Annotated in this window: 27 protein-coding genes, 1 pseudogene and 1 riboswitch; of the genes and pseudogenes, 13 read left to right on the top strand and 15 right to left on the bottom strand. The window is 64.0% G+C overall.

The features are described from left to right. Positions 1-72: 72 nt before the first annotated feature. Positions 73-258, bottom strand: a complete 186-nt coding sequence (locus A39O_RS38810; protein WP_322786458.1) for a DUF1826 domain-containing protein — start codon at positions 256-258, stop codon at positions 73-75. Between the two features lie 29 nt (positions 259-287). After that, positions 288-487, top strand: a riboswitch (cobalamin riboswitch). 148 nt (positions 488-635) lie between these two features. On the opposite strand from A39O_RS38810, the gene A39O_RS0119380 reads away from it, so the two are divergent. The 5 genes and pseudogenes from A39O_RS0119380 to A39O_RS43630 all read left to right on the top strand — a co-directional run bounded on the left by A39O_RS0119380 (position 636) and on the right by A39O_RS43630 (position 3,543). Continuing rightward, positions 636-1,307 carry an energy-coupling factor ABC transporter permease gene (locus A39O_RS0119380; RefSeq protein WP_020506326.1) on the top strand — a complete coding sequence of 224 codons (672 nt, stop codon included), beginning with the start codon at positions 636-638 and terminating at the stop codon, positions 1,305-1,307. Beyond that, a complete protein-coding gene (locus A39O_RS34305; RefSeq protein ID WP_020506327.1) occupies positions 1,304-1,645 on the top strand; it encodes an energy-coupling factor ABC transporter substrate-binding protein in 342 nt (113 codons plus the stop codon). The genes A39O_RS0119380 and A39O_RS34305 overlap by 4 nt, the downstream gene beginning before the upstream one ends. Further along, a complete protein-coding gene (gene cbiQ / locus A39O_RS0119390; protein WP_020506328.1) occupies positions 1,632-2,384 on the top strand; it encodes a cobalt ECF transporter T component CbiQ in 753 nt (250 codons plus the stop codon). Before A39O_RS34305 ends, cbiQ begins: the two co-directional genes overlap by 14 nt. Next, positions 2,381-3,268 carry an energy-coupling factor ABC transporter ATP-binding protein gene (locus tag A39O_RS34310; RefSeq protein ID WP_020506329.1) on the top strand — a complete coding sequence of 296 codons (888 nt, stop codon included), beginning with the start codon at positions 2,381-2,383 and terminating at the stop codon, positions 3,266-3,268. Before cbiQ ends, A39O_RS34310 begins: the two co-directional genes overlap by 4 nt. 48 nt (positions 3,269-3,316) lie before the next feature. After that, positions 3,317-3,543 (top strand): annotated as a pseudogene (locus A39O_RS43630) (helix-turn-helix domain-containing protein). A gap of 47 nt (positions 3,544-3,590) precedes the next feature. Here A39O_RS43630 and A39O_RS0119405 read toward each other — a convergent pair. From A39O_RS0119405 to A39O_RS0119415, 3 genes are all read right to left on the bottom strand, one after another. Continuing rightward, positions 3,591-3,950 carry a DUF4351 domain-containing protein gene (locus A39O_RS0119405; protein WP_020506331.1) on the bottom strand — a complete coding sequence of 120 codons (360 nt, stop codon included), beginning with the start codon at positions 3,948-3,950 and terminating at the stop codon, positions 3,591-3,593. After that, entirely contained in the window at positions 3,935-4,474 is a 540-nt protein-coding gene (locus tag A39O_RS0119410; RefSeq protein WP_026199541.1) for a DUF2887 domain-containing protein, read from the bottom strand. The genes A39O_RS0119405 and A39O_RS0119410 overlap by 16 nt, the downstream gene beginning before the upstream one ends. 188 nt (positions 4,475-4,662) lie before the next feature. Further along, positions 4,663-5,337 (bottom strand): histidine phosphatase family protein, encoded by a 675-nt coding sequence (locus A39O_RS0119415; protein WP_020506332.1) that lies wholly within the window; start codon positions 5,335-5,337, stop codon positions 4,663-4,665. 559 nt (positions 5,338-5,896) lie between these two features. Here A39O_RS0119415 and A39O_RS0119425 point away from each other — a divergent pair. From A39O_RS0119425 to A39O_RS42245, 6 genes are all read left to right on the top strand, one after another. Then, entirely contained in the window at positions 5,897-7,069 is a 1,173-nt protein-coding gene (locus tag A39O_RS0119425) for an AAA family ATPase (RefSeq protein ID WP_020506334.1), read from the top strand. Continuing rightward, positions 7,066-7,710 carry a DUF3226 domain-containing protein gene (locus A39O_RS0119430; protein WP_020506335.1) on the top strand — a complete coding sequence of 215 codons (645 nt, stop codon included), beginning with the start codon at positions 7,066-7,068 and terminating at the stop codon, positions 7,708-7,710. Before A39O_RS0119425 ends, A39O_RS0119430 begins: the two co-directional genes overlap by 4 nt. An 889-nt stretch (positions 7,711-8,599) precedes the next feature. Beyond that, complete coding sequence (locus tag A39O_RS0119435; protein ID WP_157640276.1) at positions 8,600-8,992, top strand: type II toxin-antitoxin system VapC family toxin; 393 nt, start codon at positions 8,600-8,602, stop codon at positions 8,990-8,992. Positions 8,993-9,143: 151 nt separating this feature from the next. Next, positions 9,144-9,926 carry a hypothetical protein gene (locus tag A39O_RS0119440; RefSeq protein WP_157640277.1) on the top strand — a complete coding sequence of 261 codons (783 nt, stop codon included), beginning with the start codon at positions 9,144-9,146 and terminating at the stop codon, positions 9,924-9,926. Position 9,927: 1 nt separating this feature from the next. Beyond that, the gene (locus A39O_RS0119445) at positions 9,928-11,751 is read left to right on the top strand and encodes a UvrD-helicase domain-containing protein (protein ID WP_020506338.1); all 1,824 of its coding nucleotides are present in this window, start codon (positions 9,928-9,930) and stop codon (positions 11,749-11,751) included. Between the two features lie 169 nt (positions 11,752-11,920). Next, entirely contained in the window at positions 11,921-12,061 is a 141-nt protein-coding gene (locus A39O_RS42245; protein WP_020506339.1) for a hypothetical protein, read from the top strand. Between the two features lie 292 nt (positions 12,062-12,353). Here A39O_RS42245 and A39O_RS0119455 read toward each other — a convergent pair whose 3' ends face one another. The 9 genes from A39O_RS0119455 to A39O_RS0119495 form a co-directional block, all read right to left on the bottom strand. After that, positions 12,354-15,065 carry an ATP-binding domain-containing protein gene (locus tag A39O_RS0119455; RefSeq protein WP_020506340.1) on the bottom strand — a complete coding sequence of 904 codons (2,712 nt, stop codon included), beginning with the start codon at positions 15,063-15,065 and terminating at the stop codon, positions 12,354-12,356. Between the two features lie 273 nt (positions 15,066-15,338). Next, the gene (locus tag A39O_RS34320; protein WP_211211635.1) at positions 15,339-16,103 is read right to left on the bottom strand and encodes an RpnC/YadD family protein; all 765 of its coding nucleotides are present in this window, start codon (positions 16,101-16,103) and stop codon (positions 15,339-15,341) included. A 431-nt stretch (positions 16,104-16,534) separates the two neighbouring features. Beyond that, on the bottom strand, positions 16,535-17,344 hold the full coding sequence (locus tag A39O_RS0119465; protein WP_020506342.1) for a metal ABC transporter permease: 810 nt from the start codon (positions 17,342-17,344) through the stop codon (positions 16,535-16,537). A gap of 197 nt (positions 17,345-17,541) precedes the next feature. Further along, positions 17,542-18,144 carry an ATP-binding cassette domain-containing protein gene (locus tag A39O_RS0119470; protein WP_020506343.1) on the bottom strand — a complete coding sequence of 201 codons (603 nt, stop codon included), beginning with the start codon at positions 18,142-18,144 and terminating at the stop codon, positions 17,542-17,544. Then, positions 18,141-19,031, bottom strand: coding sequence for a metal ABC transporter substrate-binding protein (locus A39O_RS0119475; protein ID WP_020506344.1), 891 nt, complete (start codon positions 19,029-19,031; stop codon positions 18,141-18,143). Before A39O_RS0119475 ends, A39O_RS0119470 begins: the two co-directional genes overlap by 4 nt. 181 nt (positions 19,032-19,212) lie before the next feature. Then, entirely contained in the window at positions 19,213-19,353 is a 141-nt protein-coding gene (locus A39O_RS41005) for a hypothetical protein (protein WP_157640278.1), read from the bottom strand. 21 nt (positions 19,354-19,374) lie between these two features. Further along, on the bottom strand, positions 19,375-20,982 hold the full coding sequence (locus A39O_RS0119485; RefSeq protein WP_020506345.1) for a TonB-dependent receptor: 1,608 nt from the start codon (positions 20,980-20,982) through the stop codon (positions 19,375-19,377). A 76-nt stretch (positions 20,983-21,058) separates the two neighbouring features. Further along, positions 21,059-21,370 carry a hypothetical protein gene (locus A39O_RS0119490; RefSeq protein ID WP_020506346.1) on the bottom strand — a complete coding sequence of 104 codons (312 nt, stop codon included), beginning with the start codon at positions 21,368-21,370 and terminating at the stop codon, positions 21,059-21,061. A 128-nt stretch (positions 21,371-21,498) separates the two neighbouring features. After that, positions 21,499-22,110: a DUF2796 domain-containing protein gene (locus tag A39O_RS0119495; RefSeq protein WP_020506347.1), complete on the bottom strand. Its 612-nt coding sequence runs from the start codon at positions 22,108-22,110 to the stop codon at positions 21,499-21,501. Between the two features lie 795 nt (positions 22,111-22,905). On the opposite strand from A39O_RS0119495, the gene A39O_RS0119500 reads away from it, so the two are divergent. Continuing rightward, complete coding sequence (locus A39O_RS0119500; RefSeq protein WP_020506348.1) at positions 22,906-23,184, top strand: hypothetical protein; 279 nt, start codon at positions 22,906-22,908, stop codon at positions 23,182-23,184. Positions 23,185-23,474: 290 nt separating this feature from the next. Here the strand turns inward: A39O_RS0119500 and A39O_RS0119510 are convergent, their stop codons facing one another. Together A39O_RS0119510 and A39O_RS0119515 are read right to left on the bottom strand one after the other, a co-directional pair. Then, a complete protein-coding gene (locus tag A39O_RS0119510; RefSeq protein WP_020506349.1) occupies positions 23,475-24,014 on the bottom strand; it encodes a hypothetical protein in 540 nt (179 codons plus the stop codon). A gap of 236 nt (positions 24,015-24,250) precedes the next feature. Then, a complete protein-coding gene (locus A39O_RS0119515) occupies positions 24,251-24,832 on the bottom strand; it encodes a hypothetical protein (protein ID WP_020506350.1) in 582 nt (193 codons plus the stop codon). 626 nt (positions 24,833-25,458) lie between these two features. Between A39O_RS0119515 and A39O_RS0119520 the strand changes: the two genes are divergently transcribed. Then, the gene (locus tag A39O_RS0119520; protein WP_020506351.1) at positions 25,459-25,902 is read left to right on the top strand and encodes a hypothetical protein; all 444 of its coding nucleotides are present in this window, start codon (positions 25,459-25,461) and stop codon (positions 25,900-25,902) included. Positions 25,903-26,241: the final 339 nt, after the last annotated feature.

A 26,241-nucleotide genomic window follows, 5' to 3' on the forward strand; every position in this document is an offset into this window, starting at 1 on the left:
CGGCCGTATGTCGGCCGGTGGAGCGCATTGATGGAGCGCATTGATGGAGTGAGTCGATCAGGCCGCCGAGCGTCAGGCGTCTAGGCAATAGAGTATCCGGGTCTCACCGGTGCCGGCGATGGGGGGCGAGCGATGCACCAGCCCCAAGGCTCGGTTGTCCGGATAGATCGCGCCCTTCATGAGGCCCACCCAGCCGGTCTGCATGCGCGCCGGGTGCCCGTGGCGGAGGATGGACTCATGGCCGACCCGGAGGCTGATTTGACCAGCCGAACAGGAAGGTCTTAAAGTAAGAAGCGAACGACACCGGTTCCCCCGCGGTCACGCCCCGGGGGATGAAAAGGGAACATGGTTCAAAGCCATGGCTGCCCCCGCAACTGTACGCAGCGAGTCGCACCCGAAATCACCACTGGCCGCCGGACGGCGCCGGGAAGGTGGGTGTCGGCGCCGACCTGCAAGCCAGGAGACCTGCCGGTGTCGGGTGTCGATCAGTCAATCCGGGCGGGGTGTTCCGGTGGCGAGATGCAAGATTTCCGCTTGCCTGGAACTCCCAGGGCCGGCCGGTGGCTGGCTGGCCTGGGTGTCCCGTGGTCTCTCCCCAGAGCGATCCGCCCCTTCACTGTGGAGCGATCGTTGTCATGCATATCATGGAGGGGTTCCTACCCCCGGTTCATGCTGCCGTCTGGGGCCTTGCGTCCCTGCCGTTTCTGGTTATGGGCGCGCGCAGCGTCGCGCGGGTCACCCGCGAGCATCCGCGGGCCAAGCTGCTCCTGGCCAGCGCCGGCGCCTTCGCCTTCGTGCTGTCCGCACTCAAAATCCCATCGGTGACCGGGAGTTGTTCGCATCCCACCGGCACGGGGCTGGGGGCCATCCTCTTCGGCCCCGCGGTGATGGCGGTGCTGGGGGCCATCGTGCTGCTGTTCCAGGCCCTGCTGCTGGCGCATGGTGGCCTGACCACCCTGGGCGCCAACATTTTCTCCATGGCCATCGCCGGCCCCTGGGTCGCCTATGGGGTGTTCCGGCTCGCCCGCACCCTGGGCGGCCCCCTGGCGCTGGGCGTGTTTCTGGCCGCCGCCCTGGGTAACCTGGCCACCTATCTGGTGACCTCGGTGCAGCTCGCGCTCGCCTTCCCCGATCCGGTCAGCGGCTTCTTGGGCGCCGTGACCAAGTTCGGGAGCGTCTTTGCGCTGACCCAGATCCCGTTGGCCATCATCGAGGGGCTGCTCACCGTGCTGGTGGTCAACCTGCTGATCCAATTCAGCCGGGACGACCTTGACGAACTGGCCTTCGCTCCGGGGGTGGTGCGATGAAACGCACCAATCTGTTGCTCCTGGCCGCGGTGGTGGTCATTGCCGCCCTGCCGCTGATCCTCCCGCTGCCCGGCGGGCTTGCCGAGCCCTTCGCCGGGGCCGATGCCCAAGCCCAGACCGCGATCACCGCGGCGAATCCGGACTACCAGCCCTGGTTCACGCCCCTGTGGGAGCCGCCGAGCGGAGAGATCGAAAGCCTGCTGTTTGCCCTGCAGGCGGCCCTGGGGGCGGGTCTGCTCGGCTATTACCTCGGTCTGCGGCGCGGTGAGTCACAGCGGCGCAAATCGGACGCAGACCCGGCCAGGCTCGACGCGCAGGCCGTCGATGCTCGCGATTGACCGGCACGCCTGGACCAATCGCTGGCGCCGTCACCACCCCGGCGAGCATCTGTTGCTCGCCGGCGGGGGGCTGGTCCTGGCCCTGACGCTGCCGCCCCTGACCGCCGGACCCCTGCTATGCCTCCTCATGGCCGGTGCGACGGTGGTTGGGGCCGCTGTTCCCATGCGCGCCTTCCTGGGGGTCATGGCTCTGCCGACGGGGTTCATGCTCACCAGCGCGCCCTTTCTGGCGCTCTCGCTCGACTTGCGTGACGGGTTACACCTTTCCTGTTCCCCGGCCGGGGCGACGCTCGCCCTGGAGGTGACCCTGCGTTCCCTCGGGGCACTGTCCTGTCTGGCCTTTTTGGCCTTGACCACTCCGGTCGCGGAACTGGTCCCCTGGCTGCGCCGCTTGGGGGTGCCGGCCGCCGTGGTCGAGATCGCGCTCCTGATCTATCGGTTGATCTTCATCTTCGCGGAGCGGGCACTGGCGGGTCAGCAGGCACAGGCCGCGCGGCAGGGTTACAGCACCCGGCCACGTAGTCTCAAATCACTGGGACTCCTGATCGCGACCCTGTTCCAACGGGCCCTGGAGCGGGCGCGCCGCCTGGAGGTCGGGCTCGCCGCCCGCGGGTACGTCGGCGAACTGCGCGTCCTGACGCCGGAGCGTCCCCTGTCCCGGCGCCGGCTGGCGGGGATTGGGGGTCTGCTGCTGGCGGTCGCCCTGGGATCCGTGTTGCTGGATCGGGGCTTGGCATGAACCCGGTCATCCTGTCTGCCCGGGGGCTGGAATACAGTTACCCTGGAGGCATCGTTGCCTTGAGCGGTTTGGACCTTGAGGTATCGCGGGGCCGCAAGCTCGCCCTGCTGGGTGCCAACGGCTGCGGCAAAACCACCCTGCTCCTGCACCTGAACGGCACGCTGAAGCCCTCCCGCGGCCAGGTCTTACTGGACGGCGCGGGCGCGGGGTATGGCCGTCAGGCCCTCAACGTCTGGCGCAACACGGTCGGGTTGGTCTTGCAGGAGCCCGACGACCAACTCTTTTCGGCCACCGTCGAGCAGGATGTCTCCTTCGGCCCGCTCAATCAGGGACTGCCGGAGGCGGTTGTGCGCGCCCGGGTCGCCGAGTCGTTGGAGACCCTGCGCATCGCCGCATTGGCCGAGCGTCCGACCCATTCCTTGAGCTTCGGCCAGAAGAAGCGGGTCGCCATCGCCGGGGTGCTGGCGATGCGACCCGAGGTTCTGATTCTGGACGAACCCACCGCCGGGCTGGACCCCCAGGGCGTTGCCCACCTGCTGTCCGCCCTGGAACAACTGTGTCTGGCCGGCACGACCCTGGTGTTTTCCACCCATGATGTTGACCTGGCCTATGGCTGGGCGGATGACGTGGCCATCCTGGGTCAAGGCCTCGTGGTCTGTCAGGGTGAAGCCCTGGCGACCCTCGCGGATGCGGAACGCTTGCGCGCCGCGCACCTGCGAACGCCCACCCTGTTGGCCCTGGCCGTTGCCCTGGGGTTCGGCGGTGGTCCGGAAGACCCGCAACCTCCGCCGCGCACGCCGGCCGCCCTGATCGCCCGGTTACAGAGTGCGAAGGCCGCCCCTACGGCGAGATGCCCGCGCTCGCCGCACGCGTTCAAGGCATGACGGGCCAGCGCAGGCAGCGATGCGCTCGGAGAGAAGCTACTGGAATCGATCCGCCAGATGAACGCCGGCCTCGGGACTGTGGTGTACTCGCCGATCACGCCACCCGGCGGCAATCCGGCCTGTCGCAGGCGCAGTTCGCCGCGCTCATGGGCGTGTCGGTGCGCACGCTGCAAGAGTGGGAGCAAGGTCGACGCCAGCCCAGCGGTGCCGCCAAGACCCTGCTCAAGGTGGCCGAGCGGCACCCCGAGGTACTGCGGGAATTGGCCGCGGCCTGACGGTCCCCGCGATTCCCGGACAAACTGAGGTCCCGCGGCTGTTCCGCTCAGGGCCTGCCCAGCCAGTCCCGTAGGTCCGATTGGCTGGCGAGGTCGAAGATGGCCTCGGCGAGGGCTTCGAGGCGCGCGAGCGGCAGCGCATCGAGGCGGACCTCAAGCTCCGGGGGCAGCGGACCGAAGCGCCGCGTGGCTTGGCGCAGCAGCAGGTTCGCGGCTTCCTCGCGGCGGCCCTCCTCGCGCCCCTCATCAAGCCCTTTCTCGTGGCCGATGGCCACCAATTCCTTGTAGGTCCGGGTCTCTTCAAACGGGGTCTGGATCCCAAACATGGTCAGAATCTCCGGATAGCTCAGATGGCTGAAGCGCACCGTCAGCCACGAAAAAAAGACGTCGGTCAGGCGCTCGCGCACGGCCTGCGGCAGCGCCGCGGCGGCGATGCGCCCGAGGGCCCGTGGCCCTTCTTGGCGCAGTCGCTCCGGGTCCGCGATCCGATAGGGCAGGAACACGGCCAGCAGCGGATGCCCGGCTCGCGCCGCTCCAGGGCCTCCAGGATTGGCTGCAGATAGGCCACGCGCAACGGCGCGTCCGGCTGCCGCGCGGCGGCGTACCAGGGCTCGGTGCGGGGGTCGAGCGCCGGGGTGGCGAACAAGATCAGTCCGCGCACCACGCGCCCCAGGTTGCGTTCGCCGACCAGCCCCAACTCTACCACCGAGCGGTGATAGATCTTGGGATCGTCCCGCGCCTGAAACTCGATGACCCAGATGGGCTCGTCGGGCGCCTCCGGCAGCAGGACGCCGTCGGTGCGCCGGTCGAGCCCTTTGACCTCCAGGGCCTCGAATCGATACGGTCCGCGCACCCGGATGCCGTCGGTGAGGATCGCCAGGGTCTCGGCGTCGGCCCCCAGCAGGGTATAGATCTCGCGGTCGGTCTTCATACGGTGTCTCTTAGTGGCAAAGGAAACCGTGGTCTGCCCCTGAGTGCTCGTTGGCCGGATCGGCGAGAAGTCCGCTGTGACACTCGCCATTGGAAAAGAAGCCTACTGCCGGGAAAACCAGCAGCGACGCGACCCCGCAGATTGCTTGGGGGATAGCGATTCCGTGGTACGTCACCTATTTCCCTCCGTCAGCAGGCGGGGCGGCTCCACCAACGCGACAGCCGCTTCTGTAGCACACGGGCCGGCACCCCCTCGTAATGCGAGACGTCGTTGAACAGCCGCAACCGCGCACGCACGTCAGTGGCGAAGTCGAGGATGGTCAGACTCGCCGGGCTCTGGTCGAGTCGGTCGCGATAGCCGCGGGCATCGAAGCCGAGCAGACTGCTGACCAGCAGCCGATTGGTCCCCTTGTGGGAAACCACCAGCACCGCCTGGTGTCGATGGTGCTGCACGATGCGGCGAAGCACCGGCAAGGCGCGGGCCAGCACGTCGATACCGGACTCGCCACCCTGCGGCGCGACGGTGAGCGGGTCTTCCTGCCAGGCGTCGTATTCGTCGGCGTAGTCGGCCTCGATCTCGTCGCGGGAGCGACCCTCCCAGTGCCCGTAGGCGATCTCTCGTAAATCGGGCTGGACAAGCGGTTCCAGCCCATGCGGTACAGCGATGATTCGCGCCGTCTCCATGGTACGTTGCATCGGGCTCGCGTAGATCGCGTCCAGGCGCTCGCAGCGCAGGCGCTGCGCCAGCGCCGCGACCTGGGTGCGCCCCTCTTCGGACAAGGCTACCTCAGTGGAGCCGGCAAACCGGTCCTCGGCGGTCAGTTCGGTCGCGCCGTGGCGCACCAGATAGATTCGGGTCGGCATATGAAACCTCCGTTGGGGCGGGCAGTGGTCGACGGGGGCTGAACCGTGACCGCTCGCCGGCTAGAGCCAGGGTTTGTCGCCGGACCCCGGCACCTTCACCATCGGCGTGAAGCCTGACCAATGCAACAGGAAAAAGCTGGCAACTCACCCGATACGGCAACAGGATACTTGGTTCAACGCTCGCCTGGGCAAGAGGTCTGTCGAGCTCCGGACGGTGTCGTATTCGGCGCCGGAGGTGGCGAGCAGCCGGGCGCTGGAGTCGAAGGCGAGTGCAGCCGGTTTGCCCTGACTTTCGTGGACGGCGGCACCTGATCCGCGCGCCGGGGCAGCGCCCGCCGGTCGGACCTTGCCCTGCGTTCGGTGTCCGGACGTCGTGCACCGGAAATACCTGAAGCGGACGCGGAGCCTACGTCGATCGAGCGATGGCGTCGAGCAAGTAGAAGGGCGATGCCGTCTCCCGGCTTGGTCCGGACCTCTGCTTGGGCTACTGTAGCGCCGTCGCCGGGCGCTAGACGCTAGCGAGCCCCGCCGCTCCTCAGAGACAAAGGTTGCGCTGACCATGTACGACTCACTAAAGATCGAAGGCTTTCGGGCCTTCGACTCGTTCGATCTCCCCAATCTGACCCGGGTCAACCTGCTGGTCGGGAAGAACAATGCAGGCAAGACCTCGTTGCTGGATGCGGTGGAAATGGTGGCGTTGGGCGGGAAACTCGCTTCGCTGTGGAGCAGTCCCATACGGCGACGTGAGATTTGGCCTGAGTCGCCCGGCCAGAGCGCGACCGGTTGGGATGTCGATTTGAGCCATCTATTTCATGGACATCAGATCCGCGACGGCGTGTCGTTCAAGTTGAGTGCCGGTTACGGCAATACCGCCCGGGTTGTCGGTTGCAGTATTCGGCCAAATAAAGCGGATCCCGCGAAGCTTGATCCATTGATTGACCTGGTCGGAGTCGGACTCCCCTTTGAACTGGTGATGACCGGGCCGGACAATCCGGAAGGTAAGCCTCCCGTTCCGATCGGAGAGAATGGGTTCCTTTTTGGATCTACCGCAAATCTCACTCGCGGTGAAGCGCCCAAACCCTTGCTGCCTCCAAACGACAAAAGCAGAGAGGGAGTCGGCGCTTTAGCAAGTGTCTCCGCTGTAATATCGGCGATGAGAAAAGACAAACCTGTAAGAGTTTGGTTCCTCGGTACCGAAGGTGCCCCGCCGGGGTTTCTTCAGGCCATCTGGGATTTGCTCGTCCTTAGCCCGGAGGAGGACAAGGTCATCTCAGCATTGCAGATCATCGAGCCCGCCATCCAGCGGCTCGCGTTCATCGGGCAAGGCTCGCAAAGCACCGCCTTTGTGAAGCTGATGGGTGAAGAGCAACGGATGCCCCTCGGCAGTCTGGGCGATGGGATGAAGCGACTGCTTGCCCAAGCGATCTACATGACCTTCTCGGCCAAGGGCGTACTACTGATCGACGAGATCGATACCGGACTCCACTACACCACGCTGGAGTCCATGTGGCGCTTCGTCATCGAGTCCGCCCGGCGGCTCGATGTGCAGGTCTTCGCCACATCCCACAGCGGCGACTGCATCCGCGCCTTAGCCTGGCTCCAAACCGACGCCCCAGACCTGGCGGCGGAGGTCTCGGTACACCGCATCGACCGGACCGAGCCCGCCGCGGTGCGCTACTCGGCCGCGGACATCGAGATCGCCGCACGCCATCACATCGAGGTGCGGGGATGAGTGCATCGAAGGTGAGGTCGAGCGCGCCCCATCGACTGATCGTCGAGGGGCGGGACGATCAGTGGTCGATCATCGCGTTGACTGCCAAATACGGCTGGGATTGGGACAACCCTGCTCCTCACTATCCCTTCGTCGCAGACGCCAAAGGCGACACGCTGGCCTTGGAGTCCCTGCCGCTTGCGGTCCGTTCTTATCGCCGGGTCGGGGTCGTCCTGGATGCGGACTTCTCGCCCGAACGTCGGTGGCAGTCGGTATGCGACCTGTTATCCGACGAGGGTTTCCCGGTGCCGACCCGGCCCGACCCAGAAGGTACGGTGGTCGAACGGATGGACGGCAAGCGAATTGGCGTCTGGCTCATGCCCGACAACCAGAACCCGGGCAAGCTTGAGGACTTCCTTGCCCTGCTCGTGCCGCCAGCCGACCCTTGCTGGGCCTGGGCCGAGGAGAGCACCACGCGCGCCGTTCGACTGGGCGCCGGATTCACACCATCCGACTTCATCAAGGCCCACATCCATACGTGGCTAGCCTGGCAGAAAGAGCCCGGCCAGCCCTTCGGCACCGCGATCCGGGCGGCGACTTTCGCCCATGACGCCGCTGCGGCACGCCGGTTCGTGGCCTGGATGGAACGACTCTTCGCGTGACTTCCGGCCCGCTGCTGTAAGCCTGACGGGTTCGCTACATGCCACTGGGCCGACGCGCTGTTTGACCTGGAACCGGTGTAGGTCCTGCTGCGGTCCGGCTTGCACCGTCACTGGGCGCGATGGCGACGATCTCGATCGCTACGGCCGCGAATTCCGAAGACAGTTTACTCAATTCGGTCGGCGTGGCCAGCGGAGAGATAAGTAAATTGTCCCCGGATCTCCGCAGATGCACGAAAGCCAGGCGTGCCGCTTCTGAGAAGTCAGAATCTTGACGCCGACCGGCCAGTGCAAGCCACTGATATATTAAGGTCTCGCCCTTAACTGAGTGCCATTCGGGCCTATCTCTATTAAATTCAGGCCGAATCAAACTCGCCTGCGTCCGGTGGATTGAATTGAGCCTGGCATCTTTTCGGCCCGCTGTTTCCCGACGGCTGTTTCGCGACGAACTGGCGGTCCTGATTGCCCGGGAGCCAGGTTGGCGGGTTCTGGCACCATCAAGCAGCGCGCTGCGCTTGTAGGTAGTATGCTGTCCGCCTGTCGCTTTGAGCATCGGAGGCATGTCGCCGTGCTGATTTATCTCAGCAGAGGACTGCCGCATCTGTACTCACGAGGCTAAGTCATGCTGACAACGATCGAAGTCGTGATCGACCGAGACGGAAGGGTCCGCCCGCTGGAGCCGCCCTATCTGACCCTGCTGCCGATCCGTCCGGCCGCCGCACGGCGTCCCCTGCCGCCGGGGGGACAGCGGCCGACGCCTTGGCCCTGTTGCATCCCCGCGTTTGGCCCAACGCCCTGTCAGCGACCCGAACGAGGTGCAGCGCCGGATCGCGGCGCTCCGTGAGGACTGGGGGGACCATTGATACGCCGTGCCTATCTCGATACCTGTATCGTGATCTACCTGATCGAGGATGCCGGGCGGCTCAGCGAGCGGACACGCGAATTCTTGGCGCGAAGCAGCGACACGCTCCTGTGCGTCTCGCCCCTTGTGCGTCTGGAGGCGATCATCAAGCCGCTGCGAGAGTCGAATACCAAGCTGGTTGCGGATGACGAGGACTTCCTTGCGGCGCAACGCTGGCTTGGCAGCGACGGCCGCATCTTCGATCGAGCATGTCAACTGCGGGCAGGCTACGGACTGAAAACCCCCGACGCACTCCACCTGGCGACCGTCCTGCACTACGGTTGCGACGAATTCTGGACCAGATCGATTGAGGCTCGCCGCCGGAGGGATGGGGGTCGATGTACTGGGCGGCTCTCTGGAGGCCATACAGCCCTAGATGTCTAGCCCGGATGGAGCGATAACGGACTCCGGGTCGGTGTTGCAGCGACGCGCGATGGTCGGGAGTTCGGGCCGCCAATCGCTGTCCGCTCCCGCTTTCCCACCAGGTCAGTAAACTGTCCCCGGAATTGCTGCGGCTGCATGAGAGGAGGTCAACATGGAATATCGGCATCACAAAGACTTTATGTCTAGCGTTAGAGATCTTTATCAAAAAGGAGGGCTTTTTCAAAAGGCAGCACTACAGGTCAGGGCAATACTTGGTGGCATAGGGGTTCCTGACACTTACCCATTTGCAGGTTTCAGGCAGACCAAACATGGCGAGAATCGCGTGAGTAAGTGCTTGAAGTACGATCTGATAGGGTTTGCCCGCCTCATCACGATTACCGAAAAGGATGTCACCCTATTCTGCTTCGCCGGAGATCATACCGCCTGCGACGCTTGGTTAGAGCGTAATCGTGGACTCACCCTAGCGGCCGACGAGCATGGTCGCATGGTGGATGTTCAAAGAACCCCAAGAGGACTCGGCATTGAGTCAGCCCTGACGGGACCGTCGGCTCTCACCAAGGGTAAGTTGTACGAAGGACTAACTCCTGAGACCTATTTCGACCGCCTTGTCCAAGGGTTGCCTCGTCAGCTAGTACGCAAACTCGAGGAACTTGAATCGATCAACGAAGAGTCGGACATCTACGAAATCACAAAGGCAATTGATGATATCGACAGGGCACAGGCTATTTATGACGTATTTTCATTGTTACGCCAAGATAAACGTAGACAGGCCATTGATCGCGCGAAACTTTTTCTGGGAGAAACTCGCGAAATCGTCGAGTTAACTAAAGATGAGATAAGACGGCTTGCTGACAGCGAGACGATCAAGACGATCCGCGCAGACGATCCTCGCTTCCAAAGGGTGTTCGAGCACTTTGTCAAGTCTGCATCCTAATATGGACTGGATGCTCTTTCTGCATCCGGATCAGCAGGAAGTTGTTGACAAAGATTTCTCAAGCCCTGCAAAGCTTAGCGGCGTTTCCGGTTCCGGAAAGACATGCATTGTCGTTAAGCGCGCCGTGCGCCTCGCCGACACGTACGAGGGCGAGCGGGTTCTGATTCTTACGCTGAATCGCCAGCTTGCCCGATTGATCAACGAAATGGTGGAAGCCGCTTGTCCGGTGGATGTTCGGTCGCGTATTGACGTTAAGCCGTTTTTTTCGCTCTGTCAGGAACTGCTGCACCGGTTTGAGCCGGAGAACGATAAGCTCTACGACGACGTCACATGGAAGAGCATGGAGCATATCGATGAGATTTGGAGGGAGTACTATCGTTGTGAGCTTAACAACTCTAGCGCCAAGGTACTCCACCCAGTGCACGATTCAGTGATTGCGCGAAATATTGACGCAGAGAAATACATCCGCGAGGAGTTTGACTGGATTCGCAGTGCGGTTCCAAGCGGAGATCGAAAACGCTATCTCGACCTTGAAAGGCACGGCAGGGGCTATCCCCTCGACGCAAGGTTTCGCACCTTGCTCCTTGATGGACTGAAATTTTGGGAAAAGAAGATGTGTGATATCGGCGTCACGGACTACCTTGGTATCGCCACAGCACTTTACCAATACATTGACCGGCTCAAGCCGCTGTATCGCTGTATTTTGGTGGACGAATCGCAGGACTTTGGAACCATGGAGTATCAGTTGGTGCGAAAGTTCGTCAGTCCGGCAGAGAACGACCTATTTTTCTGTGGTGATGCGGCTCAGCAGGTATCGGCAAAGCATCGAAGCTTTCGCGAGGCAGGTATCGAGATTCCCAGCTTATTCAATATGCAGGTTAAGAAAAATTACCGCAACAGCCGGGAAATCTTACTCGCGGCCTACGGTGTCCTTTATTGTAATCTGAGCGAGGAAATGCTTGACTCTGGAGATTTTGAGATTCTGGATCCGGAGTATGCGGACTTCAGTGCGGCACCTCCCCTTATGCTCAGGGCATCATCATTAGAAGAAGAGATCGCCTTCGCGCTTGCGTATCTGAGGACAAGCGAAGAAGAAGAGCCGACTAGTAAGGGTTGCATCTCCTTCTGCGGATATAGCCTTTACGAAATTCAGAACTTTGGCACGAAACTCAACGTTCCAGTGCTTGACGGGAACGTGACTATCACTGACAACGCGCTCTATGTGAGCGACTTGGAGCATACCAAAGGCTTTGAGTTCGACACAATGATCATTGTGAATTGTAGCGACAAGGTGATTCCTGATCCGCTCAAACCACAAAAGGAACGGTTTCGAGATTTGGCTCGCTTTTACGTCGCAATGACTCGTGCGAAGAATCAGCTCATCGTTTCTTATTCCGGATCATGCTCGCCGCTCTTGGCGAGTGCGGATGCGAACTTTCTGTTGGAGGAGTGGGGCCAATATCTCGATAAAGAACCTGCTGTCGGATGTGGGGTGCCTTCACGTCTGGAAAATACCCGTCATTACGACGAGGGTGAGTTGAAGCGCGTGTTCGATATGTCGGGACCAGAGTTTCTTTACACCGAAGGTGCTCTTGGGCTAAGCAGCCTGCTTATCGAGAAGCTGCGCAACGTCGTGCCAGGCAAGAAGAAAACGGTGAACCGGACCCCGGTAGAGTGGGCGAACATCGGAGATGCAATAGCGGACTGTGAGAACAATCCCAAAGTGCGCCAATCATTCGGCCCGGAGGGCTTCATGCAATTCCGATCATTGATAGACCGCATCGATCTGGTACGAACTTCTATCAGAAAAACCGAACGACCATGATGAGTCGCCTTCTTACGCCATGCAACCCGGGAGAGGGAAACGGCCGAGCCATCCGGTGACAGTGACGGTCAAGCGGTACAGTAGAAATTGTCAGAAAGGCTGAGTTCCATCGAACACAACGCAGTGCATTAACTTAGGCCCCCTGGCGCTGACCCCCGCGCTCGGCCCGATGGATGCCGAACGTTTTATCGCAGGCATGCATGGGGAACCAGTCGATTACACCCGCTGGAGAGGCGACCAATGGCAGGATGCGACCGTCGCCGGACTGGCGGAGCAGGCGTTGCGGGCGCGGGTGGCGACACCGGACTGAGGTTCGTTCGGTGTCCGTTTGGCGCTCGCCCGATCCGGGCTGCAGGCTCGGCTCCAGCGGGTCCGGATACCCGAACAGTCCGACCGGTGGGCGCCCGCTTCAGGGGCATAGCCCGGATGGGGCAATAGCGCAATCTGGGGCGGCGTTGCATCTCTGCGGGACGGTCTTGCGAGCAGCTCGGAGCGTCGCGCGACTGCCCGCGGAAATATCGTGGCCTACCCCGGCATACGCTCTATTCCCCTATTCTATTGACCACTATTTCCTGCCCTTGCTGACACTGCATTTAGTTCCCTTAAGCGTCCTCCCGCCCGGATTCCCAGGACGGGACGAACACTTCCCGCAGTCCTGCGATTTGGGCGGGCAGAAGGCCAACGCAGGCAACTCCAAGATAGGTTGCCGCACGTGTCGTTCCCACATACAAGTACTTGCCGAAGAGCTCCGGATGAAGGTCCGCCAGTCGATCAACGCCGACAAAGAACACCGCTTCGAACTCAAGGCCCTTGATATGCTCCACCGCGAAGACCCGAACGTCGCTGTCGTTCCCCATGACCTGGCCCTGGGGGCAAGGAGAGACTCGGATGTTGTCTGCGCCAAGTGCCGCGTCCAGCGCATCGGCGGTGCGCTGCACCTCGGACTCCTGGTTAACGAAGATGGCGATGGACGGTAGCTGACGGACGAACCGCTCTATCTCACGAACCCGCGCCGATAGCCAATCGACTACCACGAGGAAATCGCCTGCGGACTCCAGCAGCGCGGGCTTGACCCCTTCGCTGTCCACCTTCTCCGGTAGTACCCCGACGTCGCCCACCCCCCCCGCCGCCCGGATAATCGCACCGGCGAGTTCGTTGAGCTGTCGGCTCTGGCGATAGGAGACGTTGATCTCCCTGATATCTATATCGCCGATCGCCCAAGTCAGATCACCACGAGACCGAGTACCCCAGGTCGTCAGGCGCTGGTTGAAGTCCCCGCAGGCGAAGAACGACCGGGTGTAACGATGGCAAAGTCCGGCCATGCACGCCAACTGGACCGGCGAGAAATCGGTGGCCTCGTCGACCAGGACTTGGTTTTGATTCCGGCGCGCCAGGGGCTCCAACACAGCCCAGCGACGGTCATTCAGATTCTTCGCGATGCGTGGGTCGCGCAGCAGATCACCGCCGCCACGCACGTTGCTCAGGAGCATCACGTCAAGCTCCAGGGGATCCAGTTCGCTGGCCGGAATTGCCTGGCCCTGGTACCAGCGGGCCTCTTGCTGTCGGGCTCGCCGGAATGCCCGATAGCGCGACGGGATGCGGTGGAAGTAATCCCGAACCGGGTTGGCAAAGCGTTGAAGATGGGTCTGCCGGACCAGGCTGATGCCAATCTCGCCCCGGGATGCCTGCTCCAGGGCCCGGTCCCCAAGCCATTCCAAGACAACCCCGTTTCGCGATTTCTTGCTGATGCTCCGACCGGTGGCGGTCGCGCGGGCTTGGGCGCGGACCGCTTGCATATATGCCGTCACGGCACGTTGCCGCTTGGTCGCCGAGGGTGTCGTCTCTTCGTCTTCTGTGTCCTGCTCGTCCTGTTCATCCAGGTCGTCGTCATCCGAGGCTGACTGGTCCTTAATCCGCTCGATGACATCACCCAGGGCATCAAGGAAGCCGTTGTCCTTTCTAACCTGCACACTCAAGGCGCCGCGGATCGCCTGATCCGTTTCGCCTTTGAGCTTGCTCCGCAGTTCGGCGGCCTTATCCGCCTCCGTCGCCAGCGCGATCAGCGTGGCCGCCTCGCTCCCGGATTGGCTGCGCCTCAGCACAGCGCTCAGCGCTTCTCCAAGCGCGGAGACGGCGGTATCCCGATCCTCCTCAAGGCGTTGTGCCGACTGTGACAGCTCTTCCAGGAACCTGGCCCGCTGCCACTGCTCGAAGTCGTCGAACCAACCGATTGCTTGCGCCTGGGTGTCCGTCGACAGATAGGTGGTCGTATCCTTGAGGACGAAGCTGCCGCTGCCGGTTGTTGTGCGTAGAATGCCAAATGCCTCGCGCCCCAACTCGTGGCGAAAGTCGTTCCAGGTGCGGATGCGCTTATTGGGCACGGCGATGCTTTCCCGATTGAATGCCTCTTGGAGATACTTCTTGAGGAGCTGGGTTGGCGTAAACATGATCCAGCTATCAGTGTGCGGCAGACCACCTTCGGCCGCCACCAGATCCACCGTTGCGCGCTCACCGGGGTCAAGGAACTCCAGATCGAGCTTTTGTCCAAGACGGCGAATCAGGGTCGTCGTCTTACCGGTCCCCGGGGGACCCAGGAGGGCTAGGCGCTTGTTCAAGGGCAGGCGAAAGATCTCGTCCTGATATTGATCCAGCACCGGGCGGTCGCGCAGTTCCATCTTGGTGATGACACTGCGCCTGATGCCTTCCACGATGTTGGCTGCCTGCTGATCCTCCGCCAGCAGTTGCCCCAGCACGTCCCCGTCGGCCTCGACCGCCAGTTCTTCCAGCAAGGCCCGCAGGGACGCAATAGTGAGAGGACCAAGACCCTTCGACTCGACGATGGAATCGCGTGAATCCCAAACATCCTTCTCTCGTCTCGGTCGTAGCAGGGAGCGTTCGACGACTTCGACCTTGCGACCGTCGGGGAGGGTGGCGGTCTGCCCCACCTCCAGCGCCGCAATGTGGGCAATCGGGGCGCGATTGCTCGCAAATCTGGCGGTGCCGATGCCTGAAGGCGGTGCGGTGCGGCAGATGTAATAGGTCTCGCGGTTGCCGCCGAAGTCATCGACAACCACTCGCGCAATGGCCGGCTCATCGCGCAGGGTGACGAGATTACGATACTTCTCTTGATTGAGCTGCTGTATGCGCCCGAGTGCGTTTCGGTCGGTTGCGACGTTGAAGTCGGTCAGGTCATCTGGGCGAATCCCATGGAAACCATCTTCGAGCCTCTGTCGCGCCTGCCCCGCGACCGTTGCAAAGATATCGAGGGCTTCGGTCGCGACCCCTTGGATGTAACCCTTGTCGTCTTCCTTCATCGTTGGCTCCGGTTGCTCTAGAACAGGGGATAGGATGCCTCAGGGATAAGGAACCAGGCTCAATTAAATTTGAAGACGGAAAAGAATTTAATTGAGCCTAGTCCAGCAATTCCCGGCGAACAAGAGTGAAGTGCCTGATTTAACTAAACCCAGCTTGCAATCCACCGAAAATTGGCAAAAATGCGGCTCGTTTTTCAGTGGGTTAGCGTTCGCCGGGAATTGCTGAGCCTAGTCCATTATCTTCTTTCACAACCTCTCAGACCACTTGCTCGCTCAGTCGAGCACCTGCGCAATGCTGTCCGCCGTCAGGATGCGCTCCGACCAGATCCGCAGGTCGTCGCTGTCGGCGGTCTCCACCCGGCCGCGACAGCGCTGCGCAACGTCCGCGCCGAACTTTTTCTCGATCTGCCACAGGAGCAATGCGGCCTCGCCTTGCTGGACCCCCTGCTGGACCCCCTGCTGGACCCCCTGCCGGACCCCTTGCTGGCGCCCCCGCTGGAGCCCCCGCCGAAGGCCTTTCTTGATTCCCGCACGTTCGACAGTCGTGATATAGGGCATCTGCTTGCTCGCCTCGAAGTCGTAGAGGTCTTTGCGAAAGGCGGCCTCGGCCTCCGCGGGTAGCCGGATCATCCAGTCGATGACCCGAAACAGCTCCAGGATCGTGCCGCGGTCATAGCCGCGATCATACATCAGCCGGATCAACCGCAGCTTCCAGGCCCGCCGCTGGTCGGCATCGCCCCGGTCCTTGGCGCGAATCTGGGCCATGACCACCAGCGCGAAGCGGTTGTGGCTCTGCTCCAGCTCCGCCCACCGCGCGGGCCGGTCCCAGTCCAGCAGCTTGGCGACGGGAAAGCGAAAGTCGATGGAGCAGCCCCAGAGACTATCCCGGTAGCGCTTGGGGCGGAAGCGCGGGCTGGTATCGGCGAGGACCGCGAGGCTAGCCACCGGTACGCCGCGGGCATCGCGCAGCCGATGGTTGTACACGAACATGCGTTCGGCGAAGGCCGCCTCCGGCTCGCCCTGCACCTCTACATGCACTAAACCACGCCCAGTGCGAGAAACGTAATTTGTCGGTGCGGCTTTAGCCGCACGCTTGGCCGGTGCGGTTGACACCGCACCGATGCCAAAATTACGCATCCCGTCCTGGGCGCGGTTTAGCAGTCTGTCGGACTTAACCCGAGCGCAGAGTTTCGCGACACCGATCCTTAGGGTCACGCAGGCGCGATGTCGACCGGCTAAAGCCTCGGCCTCCAGTCTTCCGGCGGCCGGAACGACGATCTGGCGCCCAGGCTCCAATTCGGGAGCACGTCGCGACGCGGATACCGTCGCGTGGTGCCACCAGACGCAAGAAACGTCGGGTGACGCTGCGCTGACCCGACCTACGAGGAATGCTTGCCCAATAGTCGCGCGTGTCGCGCGGCGGGCGCGGCCGGGGCGCCCATCGCTTAAAGGTGAAGTCAACGGACTCATCACGCGCCGCGGCGGCCCTGTGCCGGCCGGCTGAGCGCGCCGATCAAGCCGCCGAGCGCAAGGCAGACCGCCGTCAGCGCCGGCCCGAAGGGCTGATCGAGCCCCAGGGCGAGGACGAAAGCTGCGAGATAGGCTGCGACACCCATGAGCCCTGCGAGCCAAAGTGTCCAGGCCCATCCGGGTGCGATCCGAAAGGCCGCCCAGGCGGGGACCAGGACCAGGGCGAACGCGCCCAGCAAGCCCAGGGTCGCCGTCCCGACCGCCACGCCGAATGCCGCCAGGAGATCGAACCCCAGGTGCCAGCGCCAGGCCGGCAGCCGGTTGGCCGTATCGTGGCGCGGAAAAAAGCGGGCGCGCAGCAGCCGCGGCATGAGCCGGGGCAGGGCGGTCACGGCCAGCCCGGTCAGCAGCACGGCAGCGGCCAGTTCAGTCCAGCCGGCGAAATAGATCTGACCGTCCATCACCGCCTGTCCCAAGGCATCGCCCGCGGAGGTATTGGCCGCCGCCAGCAGCAGCGCCGACCAGCCGATCAAGATCATGAAACCGTACGCCGTGTTCCCGCGCGCCCCGCCGAGCGACTTCACCGCCCCGCCGCCGAGCGCTCCCAGACTCGCACCGAGCATGGCGGGGGCGCCGACGGCAAGCCCCAGCAGGGCGCCGGCAGCGGCCAGATGCGCCAGCCCCAGGGCGGCCAGCCATTCCTCGCGCAACATCAGCAGCGCGCCCAGAACCGGCAATACCCCGGCGATCAGCAAGCCGGCCGCGAAGGGCAGCCGGAACAGTGGATCTGCATAGATTTCCCAATTCATTGGATCAGCCTGAACAGAGTCGTTGACACGCGAACAGTCATAGGTAGGCGATGACCCACCTCGTGAGGTGCGGGTCTCCCGTGGGAGCGGCCTCCGGCCGCGATGGAGCCGCGCGGGATAGCGAACGTTGGCGTTGACCGCGGCATCGCATCGCGGCCGGAGGCCGCTCCCACGGGGTCGCTGTGCGATTTGTACGGTCAGGCATCCGGGGCAAGCTCCAGAACCCGCGAACAGACGCTCTCCAGAAAGGCGCGTTCGTGGCTGACCAGCAGGACCGCGCGCCGGTCGTCGCGGTACGCCGGCGGTTGCGCCAGCAGCAGCGCCAGCAAACGTTCGTGTTCGGGGTCCAGGTTGTTCGTGGGCTCGTCGAGCAACACCAGCTCCGCCGACCCGGCGAGCGCCGCCCAGACGCACAGCAGTTGGTACTGGCCGCCGCTCAGCCGGTCGAGGCGCCGATCGAGGTGTTGGCTCAAGGGCCCCGGCGGCGGTCGGTGGGTCGGGACGGCGGCACACCGCAGCAGGTCACGCCCGGTCAGCGGCATGGCCGGGAGGCGCACCGGCCGCTGCTCCTGGTAGAACAGGGTGAGATTCGGTGCGCGCTCGATCCGCCCGGAGAAAATCCGGGCGGCATTGGCGATGGCGTTGAGCAGGGTGGACTTGCCGCTCCCGTTCGTGCCCCACAACCCCAGGACGTCCCCCGCCTGGATGCTGCACGAGATCGGCCCCACCACCGGCGCTGCATAGCCCGCCACCACCTGCTCCAGTCGGAGCAGGGGCGCTGCCGCCGGGTTGCCGCTCACCGGGCACTCGCGAGCGCCGCGACCCAGCGCCCGAGATGATCCAGGTAGCCCTTGCCGTCCGCGTCCGCCGGCGGCTCCAGCGGCAGTTGGATGGCCGTCCAACCCAGGTCGCGCGCCAGCGCCTGGGGCGCCTGGGGCGACTGATACGGGGTATAGAGGATGACTCCCCGGCCGCCCTTGAGTGCGGCGGTCAGCGCGCTCAACTGGCGCCCGGTCGGCGGTACGCCGGGGATCGGCTCGATAGTGCCGAGCAAGGGGAGGTCGAAACGGTCCAGCAGATAGAGGGCATCCCGGTGATAGAGCACAGCGCCGGGCGCCCCGGCCAACTGCTCCCGCCAACCGGCCGTGCGGGTCGCCGCCTGGGTGGCGAAGGCTTCCGCGCGGGCGCGGTAGGTCGCGGCAGCGGCCGGGTCGAGCTGGGCCAGGCGCCCCGCCAGGGCCTGGCCGACCGCCGCCATGCGCACCGGGTCCAGATCGATATGTGGATTGCCCACCGGGTGCACGTCCCCCTGAGCACGGTCCGCCGACCCGCCCTTATCCAGCAGATCCACCTGGGCAGCCGCCTCGAAATAGCCTGGGCGGCCCGGCTGGATGCGGGGATTGGCCGCACTGCTGATCGCCACCGGGAGCCAGCCGACTTCGAGTTCGGCCCCGATGGCGACCAGCAGGTCAGCGTCGCGCAGGCTGCGCATCATGCTGGGTTTTGCCTGGAGCCGATGCAGGTCCTGCTGCGGCCCCGCCAGCACCGTCACCTGGGCGCCGGGGCCGGCGATTTCGCGCGCCAGCGCGCCCATGCTGGGCGCGGTGGCGACGATTTCGAGCGCCGCGGCCGGGACCGCGGCCAGGGCTATGAGCCCGATCAGGGCGGTGCAAAAACGTCCGATCATAATACTCTCCAAAAAGTGACGGTCATGGCAGCATGGCCAACGGTCATTGAAGGATGCACACCGCATCCGAGACATGAAGTTCCCCCGTGGGAGCGGCCTGCGGCCGCGACAGGGCCGCGGGGGCCTTGATCGTAATCCCGACCAGCGGCGTGCGTAGTCAGGGCTTCCAGCCCTGATGGTGTCAGGCCAGGATGGCCTGACTACGCACCCGGCGAGCCCAAGTGGCCGGCATCTTGATCGAGGCCGCCGCGGGGGATCGCGCGGTCTGGGCGTTCAGGGTGTGCCCCATCGCGGCCGGAGGCCGCTCCCACAGGGTTCTCATGCGCTTGAGGAGCCTTCGCCGTTAGAAGGTATGCGCCCCGTGGCTCCCCATACTCATCAGGAACTGGAGATAGAAGGCGTCGAAGCGTTCGCGCTGACCCGGCTCCTCCAGGATGTCGTTCTTCGCGTACTGGGCGCGCAGGCGCGAGAATTCCGAGAGATTCCAGGTGATGTCCAGCGTCCAGCGGTTCGATGAGCCGAAGTCCTGGGAGGTCGTGCCGCCGCTCACCTCGTTGGTCATCCCGAAGATGTCGTAGCGCAGGCCCGCGGTCCACTTGGGCGCAAAGCCGTAAACCGCCTGCGCATAGAGTCCGTCGCTGGTGAAGTCGCGGGATGCGCCAAGCGCCTCCGGGTGGGGGCTGGAGCGGATCGACAGGTCTTTGGTGGAGCGCAGGTATTCAGTCTGGAACTTGAATCCCTTATGGCCCTCGGCGCCGCCGCCGTCATACTTGTACACGAGATCCAGGCCCCAGATGTCCGCGTATCCCGCCAGGGCGTTGTAATGCACGAGCTCTTCATGCTCGTGTTCGTCACTGTGCTCGGCCGCGACTTCATGGGTGTGACCCTGCACTTCCTGATGCTGATTATTGCGCGCATAGGAGGCGCCGAACTGGAGTGCATGCCGCTCCGGAAGGTTCGGGGCGACCTTGGCGAAGGCCGTCCACAGGCGTGGTCCCTCGTTCTCCTCGCCCAGATAGCCCACGTTATCCGCCAGCAGCGCCCGCTGATCCGCATCGACCACGGCGCCGAAACGCTCCTGGTCGCCCTGGGCCAGCTCGGCCCCGAGCAAGGTGTAGAACGGCAGCGGCGGCAACCAGGTCAATTGCACGCCCGTGTCCTGGAGCCCATGGGCGCCGAGCAGGTTGAGATACGGCAGGTTCTGATCCACGAAGTCCCACTGATGGGGGTGCTGCTTGTTGATGTAGCCGAAGTTGCTCAAGAACTTACCACCCTTCATCCGCAGCCCGTACGGCAGACCGCGGGTGTGGAACCAGCCCTCCTCCAGTTCCACCTCGCCATCCCCGTCGATGGCGAGAAAGAGCGCCGCATCGAAATAGGGGTCCACCGTGGCGGTGAAGGACAACTCGGCCTCGCGGAAGTTGAAACCATTCTCCGCGGCCCCGTGGCTGTGAGCCGCCGCCTCACCCGCGGCTTCCTCCCCGTGCGTGTGAGGCGCCAATTGGGATGGTTGGTAGGCCGCGCCCACCAGCGCCGAGCCCGCCCCGCCGATTCCGTCGTGATAGTAGTTACCGTCCAGGATCACCGCGATTTGTGGATTGAAGGCGCTGCCCGAGGTCAGGGCACCCAGGACGCCGCCGCTCTGCGCGGCCGGGGACGGTGCCGCCGGGTCGACGGTCGGCGCGGTCATCGGTCGGGACTCGGCGGCAGCCGCCTGTGCCTGTTTGGCCGCGGCCTCGGACTCCCGTGCCGCGCGGGCGGCTTGGCGCTCCGCTGTGGCGAGGCGCGATTCCAGGTCGGCAATCCGTCGCTCATATTGATTCTTGATCTGATTGAGCGAGGCGCGCAGCTCGGCGATCTCCGGATCGCTCGCCGCCGCGGCCGGGAGCGGCGCAAGCAAGGGGGTTAGCAGGGCCGCGCACAGGGCACCCTGCGGTAATGAATGACGCATGACGGAAGACTCCGATCGGCAAGGAGATTGGCCGCATCCTGCCCGTGGGGCGGGGCGGCTGTTGGGCGGATCGGAATCAGTCGGGTGGCGCGCGGGCCTGCCGGCCGCGTCGGCTGCGGACTGCGGGATCGGCAACGGTCAGGGCCGGGGTTTCGGTCCGGCCCAGCGGGATCAGCGGCGCGACGGTCAGCGGCAGGGCCGGCAGCGCCGGACTGGCCGCCGCGTGGCAGATGGGGCAGTGGTCGGCCTCGCCCTGGATCAGGTGCTCCACCTCGTGAGCGCCGGCCAGCACCTGATAGGCCACCAACATCAGGGCGAACAACAGCCCCAGACGGCCAAGCGGAATCCGTGGCGGTCGCTCCAGGGTCCGGCGCTGCCCGCTCAGCATCGGGTGAGCCCGGCGGGCGTGCGGCCCAGGTCGGCCGGATCGGTCGCCTGACCGTGCCGCATCCAGCACCGGGCCATCAAGCGGCACCCGAAGTCGCGTTCATTGGCGGACGATCAGCCTTCGTCGACTCAAAAGACGATCCGCGGCTGCGCCTTGGTCAACTCGGCGCCGCCCTGACCGCGCGCGGTCACGTACTGAACCTTCAGCCGCTCGGTGGCCGGGAAGGCTGCGAACAGACCCACCTCGACCTGATCGATCTTCTCGGGATGGGTGCACTCGAAGTCGTAGTCGGCGTCCAGGTCCGCATGGCTTTCGTGTTCGGCGTCGTGGTCGGCCGCCGCGCTCGGAGCCTCCGCATGGGCTTTGTGATCCTCGTGGTCTGCTTTTTCCGCCGGTTCATGCCCCAGGAGCGACGAGCTCACCGATGCCGCGGTGAGCCGGCAGCCTGCCGCCTTGGGGAAGCTGAAGAGCCGCTCGCCGTCCTTGAGCAGGGCGACCGCCCGTTCCAGCGCGGCACGCTGGGCATCATCTTTCGGGGCATGCTCGAAGCCCACCAGATTGGCGGCGGGGCTTTCGAGTTCGATCTCCATCTCCTTGCCGTCCAGGGCCAGCGTCAGCGATCCGACCCCGTGTTCATGGGCACCGTGCTCCCGGTGCACGTGGGCGTCTTGCGCCAGCGCGGCGGGCAGGTTCAAGGTCAAGGCGGCGGTCAGGGCGTGGAGCGCGATACGGAAGTTCATCTGGACCTCGGCGCGTGAGTTTGGTTGAGAAGAAGCTGCGTGGAAACCGACGTCGTTCCGGCCGGACGCCGGAATCCAGCGCCATGGATGGTACCCCTCAGCGAGCACGGACGCCCAAGGTGACACGGCACGCCCCGCCGGCTCTCCTCTCGAACGGATGCGCCGCTGCCGGCATGACCGGCGCGACGCCAAGGGTGGCGGATCGGGGGTGCTGCGCCCCCGCGGGTTGCGGTGACCGATGCACTGCACTGCGCCAAACACTGCCTAACCATCGGGACTCCGTCAGCCGCGCCCAGCTTGGGCGATCAGGAGTGCGATACGTTATTACATTCTTGACGTGTGTCAAGCGTCAGGCTGTCTTTTGTCCGGGTGCAGCGTCTCGCCGCCCTCCATGGCGGCCAGCTTCAGGCCAGCGAATGGTCGCCCGGCAGCCCGAAGTGCGTCAGCACCTGGCCGACTGGCTGCCGCGGTCGCTGTTACAGTCCTTGTCACGACACGCGCGGTCACGGCGCAGACGGCAGCGTCCAGCTTGGAGTTGCTATGATCCCCCGACGTCGAGGCTTTACCGTGACAATCGCACGGGAACCCCGGTGGGAGCGGCCTTGGTCCGGTTGAAGCCTCGACTGTGTGACGTCCGGGCACGCGGCAGCGTAGGGTGGACAAGCGCAGCGCAGTCCACCGGCGGCGGCGTGGGATTCGGTGGACAACGCTCGCGCTTATCCACCGAAGGGCCGGAATGATGATCAAGGCCGCGCGTGCGGCTGTCAAACTCAACCACAGCAAAGGGGAAACACCATGAGCGACAGCGAGCGGGAACAGGGTGTCTTTACCGTCACCATCGAGCGGTTCGCGAATTTTTTATTACCGCGCGCGCTGGACATCAAGGCGAAAGTCGACAGCGGTGCGCGGCTCGATGATTTCGATATCGAGTTTCTTGAAAGCGTCATGGTCGAGGCCGAGCGGGCCAAGCCCTACCTGGACCGCCACCCGGACCTGCATGACCTCTACACCCGTGCGGTCAGCCTTTACCATGACATCGTCGAGCGGGCAGCCGCGAATGAAACGGGCGTCTGACCGTAAAAGTCGCGCAGCGACCCCGTGGGAGCGGCGTCCCGCCGCGACGGGGCCGGGCGCACAGTCGCAGCGTTCGTGGTCACCGCGGCACCGCATCGCGGCGGGACGCCGCTCCCACGGGGGACTGTCATCGTCCGGGGCGGCTTGATGTTCCTTCCATGGCCATCAGCCGGTGGCGATTCCCGATATCTTAAAGAAAATCAGTGGCGCCTGAGCGCCGGACCGGCTAAAGCCTCGATCTCCAGTGGCCGGAAGGATGACCAAGGTCGCCGGCCAAGTCATCAAGTCCATCAGGCCAGCAAGCGTTCGGCCGCCCGCCGAATGTAGGCTTTGGCGGACGCCCTCTGCTTTTCGATGGTGGTCCGGAAATCCGCGACCCCCATGGTTCTGAAGAGCCGGATATACTCGCGATACTCCTTGTGCAGATTGCCGCTGATCAATTGCGAGAGAAAGACATTGGCCAGGCGGGTCTGCTGGGACTTGCTCAACGGCGCGCGGCGCAAGCTCCGCGCCATGCGTTCCCGAATGTATCCGGTATAGGAGGCCATGATATTGTCTTCGATATACCCAATTGCCAGCTCGATGCAGGCCTGATCGCCGCGCTGGACCCCATCGGCAACACCTTCCATGATGTTGTAGATCCAGGTCATACCGCCGGGATTGGTATAGACTCTGGGCTGCAACGCGAAATCGCTGGTGCCGCCCAGTTGGACACGCAGCGCCGCGTAGCGGGCCGTGACACTTGCCACGGACCACTTGCCCGCCGGGTTATAGTCGATCCGCGACGCGGAACGCTCACGGCCGGGTGTGGACTGCGCTTTCCGGTTCATCGGTGACATCGTATTCCGCGGTCTGGATCATCGTTCCGGCCGGCAGTGCTGATCTGGAGTCCAGGGCTTCAGCCTTGGACTCCAGCCGGAGCGACCAATGCCGTTTACGGCCTCGATCAAGATTCCGTCCACTTGGGCTCGCTGGGTGCGTAGTCAGGCCATCCTGGCCTGACAGCGTCAGGGCTGGAAGCCCTGATTACGCAAGCCGCTGGCCGGGATTACGATCAAGGCCCCGTTTACGGCCCCTGGTCAGCGCCGTCCTTCCGGTCGGCGCGCAGCGCCAGCGCCCGGCGCAGCACTGCGGCGTCGGCCTGATCCTTGGGCCGCAAACCCTGTTTGGTCTTGAGTAATCCAATGAGATCGAGCACCGGGATGCGTTCACCTTCCAACTCCAGCCATTCGATGTGTCGCTCAAGCTCCGCGAAGGGTACCCCAGCCGCGGCCGGCAATACGTCGACGGTGAATTCATCGTTGATACGAATTGCGTGCAGATAATCGCCATCGAACGGGTCGGCTTTTTCCGCCATCTCATGCGCGGCACCGTCGGGAAGTTGCGCGAGCGCACTGATCCAGCGCCGCGTATTCTCCGGGTCCGGTGACACCGCGATAGCGATATCCTCGGTCATCCGCACATAGCCGTGGGTTGCCAGCGCATAGCCGCCGACGAGAACATAGCGAACCCCCGCCGCATTCAATAACCGCATGGTGAAAATAACATCCGCCCAAGTCGCCGGCCGGGTATAGATCCCGTTATCCTGATCCGGTAGTGGGTTCGTCCTGGGTTCCGTCGTCAACAGTCGCCGCAACCAGTTCAGCATGCCAGCGCTCCCAATCCGCATTCGCCTCCGCCTGCGAGCGATACCGAAACACACCTTTCGGCACCCTGGTGCGGTACTGTCCCATCTGCTGCGACCAGGCGATTTCTTCCGGCGTCGGCGGTCGCAGCGGACCGATTGGCCGCTGACCGCGGCGGCCGACTGTTCGGGATGGGCTCATATCAGGTCTCTGCTCACCAGATCGGCGCATTCGGCACCGGACAGCGGATCTCCACCGGTGTTGCGAGGGGAGTGCAGGGGGTGCGGTCCAAAGCGTGTAGGATGGGCAGAGCGAGAGCGATGCCCATCCGGCCACCGCGACGCTTGGTTTGACCGTTCAAGCTCGCGAAGGCGCGGGGAGCACGGTCTAAGGCGATCCCGGCAATCCCCTGAGTCGGCATGACCTGGACTTTACTCCGCCGCGCGGTTCGCTGCCACTTCGATGCGATTGTCGCGCGACGCGGAACGCGGGCGGGCGAAAAGACGCGCGAGTTGGTATAGGATTTGACGGAAATCGCCCAGGCCCCCCACGCAACGAGCCGACGCCCGCAATGAAGCACTACCGCAACGACACCTGGACCCTGGACGACGGCCTCTGACTCGGGCGCGCCGGGGACCAGGTGGCGCGCATGGTCCTGGAGGTAGAGCCGACCTTCACCGTCGGCGTCACCGGCAAACGGGGCTCCGGCAAGACCAGCGTGATGCGCCGGGCCTTCGCCACGCTGGGCGGCCGGCCCATCGAGCAGCCGTTGATGCTCGCCAAGGACTCCGGGCTGGAGGTCGGCTCGGAGGGCTGGGAGACCTGGGTCCACAGCAATCCCAATCGCATCAAGACGCTGGCCTGGGACCCGCGGGTCCGGGACGCGGCCGAGGGGTCCCTGTGTGTTTGGTACTCCCCCTGGCAGCATCAGAACGAACTCAACCCGCTGGTCCCGCTGATCGGGGAGATCCGCGCCCAGTTCACTGCCTGGCTCAAGCTCCAGCAAGTGCTCTCCGGCTTCAACCGCCGCGCCGGCCTTGCCGTCGGCACCCTGTTGGGAGCCTCTAGCGGTGTCGGCAACCCCTTGAACTGAAAAGCCGCCCGGCGGGGGAAAACTTTCGTTTACCCCAGCCCGGAACGAACAATCAGTTACTTACGCGCATGGACTGGGGCGGCGGGCGAAAATTCACCCCAGCGTGGCGGCGGGGTCGTGCAAAAAGGTGGCCGCCAAGGGATCATATCGTTATCGAGACGATCCTTTGCAGGAGGACCCCATGGCGGCCATTGAACCGAGCTTATTTGACTGGCGCGATGTTGACGCGCGCAGCGATCTGGAGCGGTTGTCTCTGGTGCGCGATCATCTCCCGGACGCGCAATTGGTGCAATACCTGGAGGTGATGCGCGGNCCGGGACGCGACGACTATCCGGTCGC

This window comes from Lamprocystis purpurea DSM 4197, assembly GCF_000379525.1.
Lineage (GTDB): Bacteria > Pseudomonadota > Gammaproteobacteria > Chromatiales > Chromatiaceae > Thiodictyon > Thiodictyon purpureum.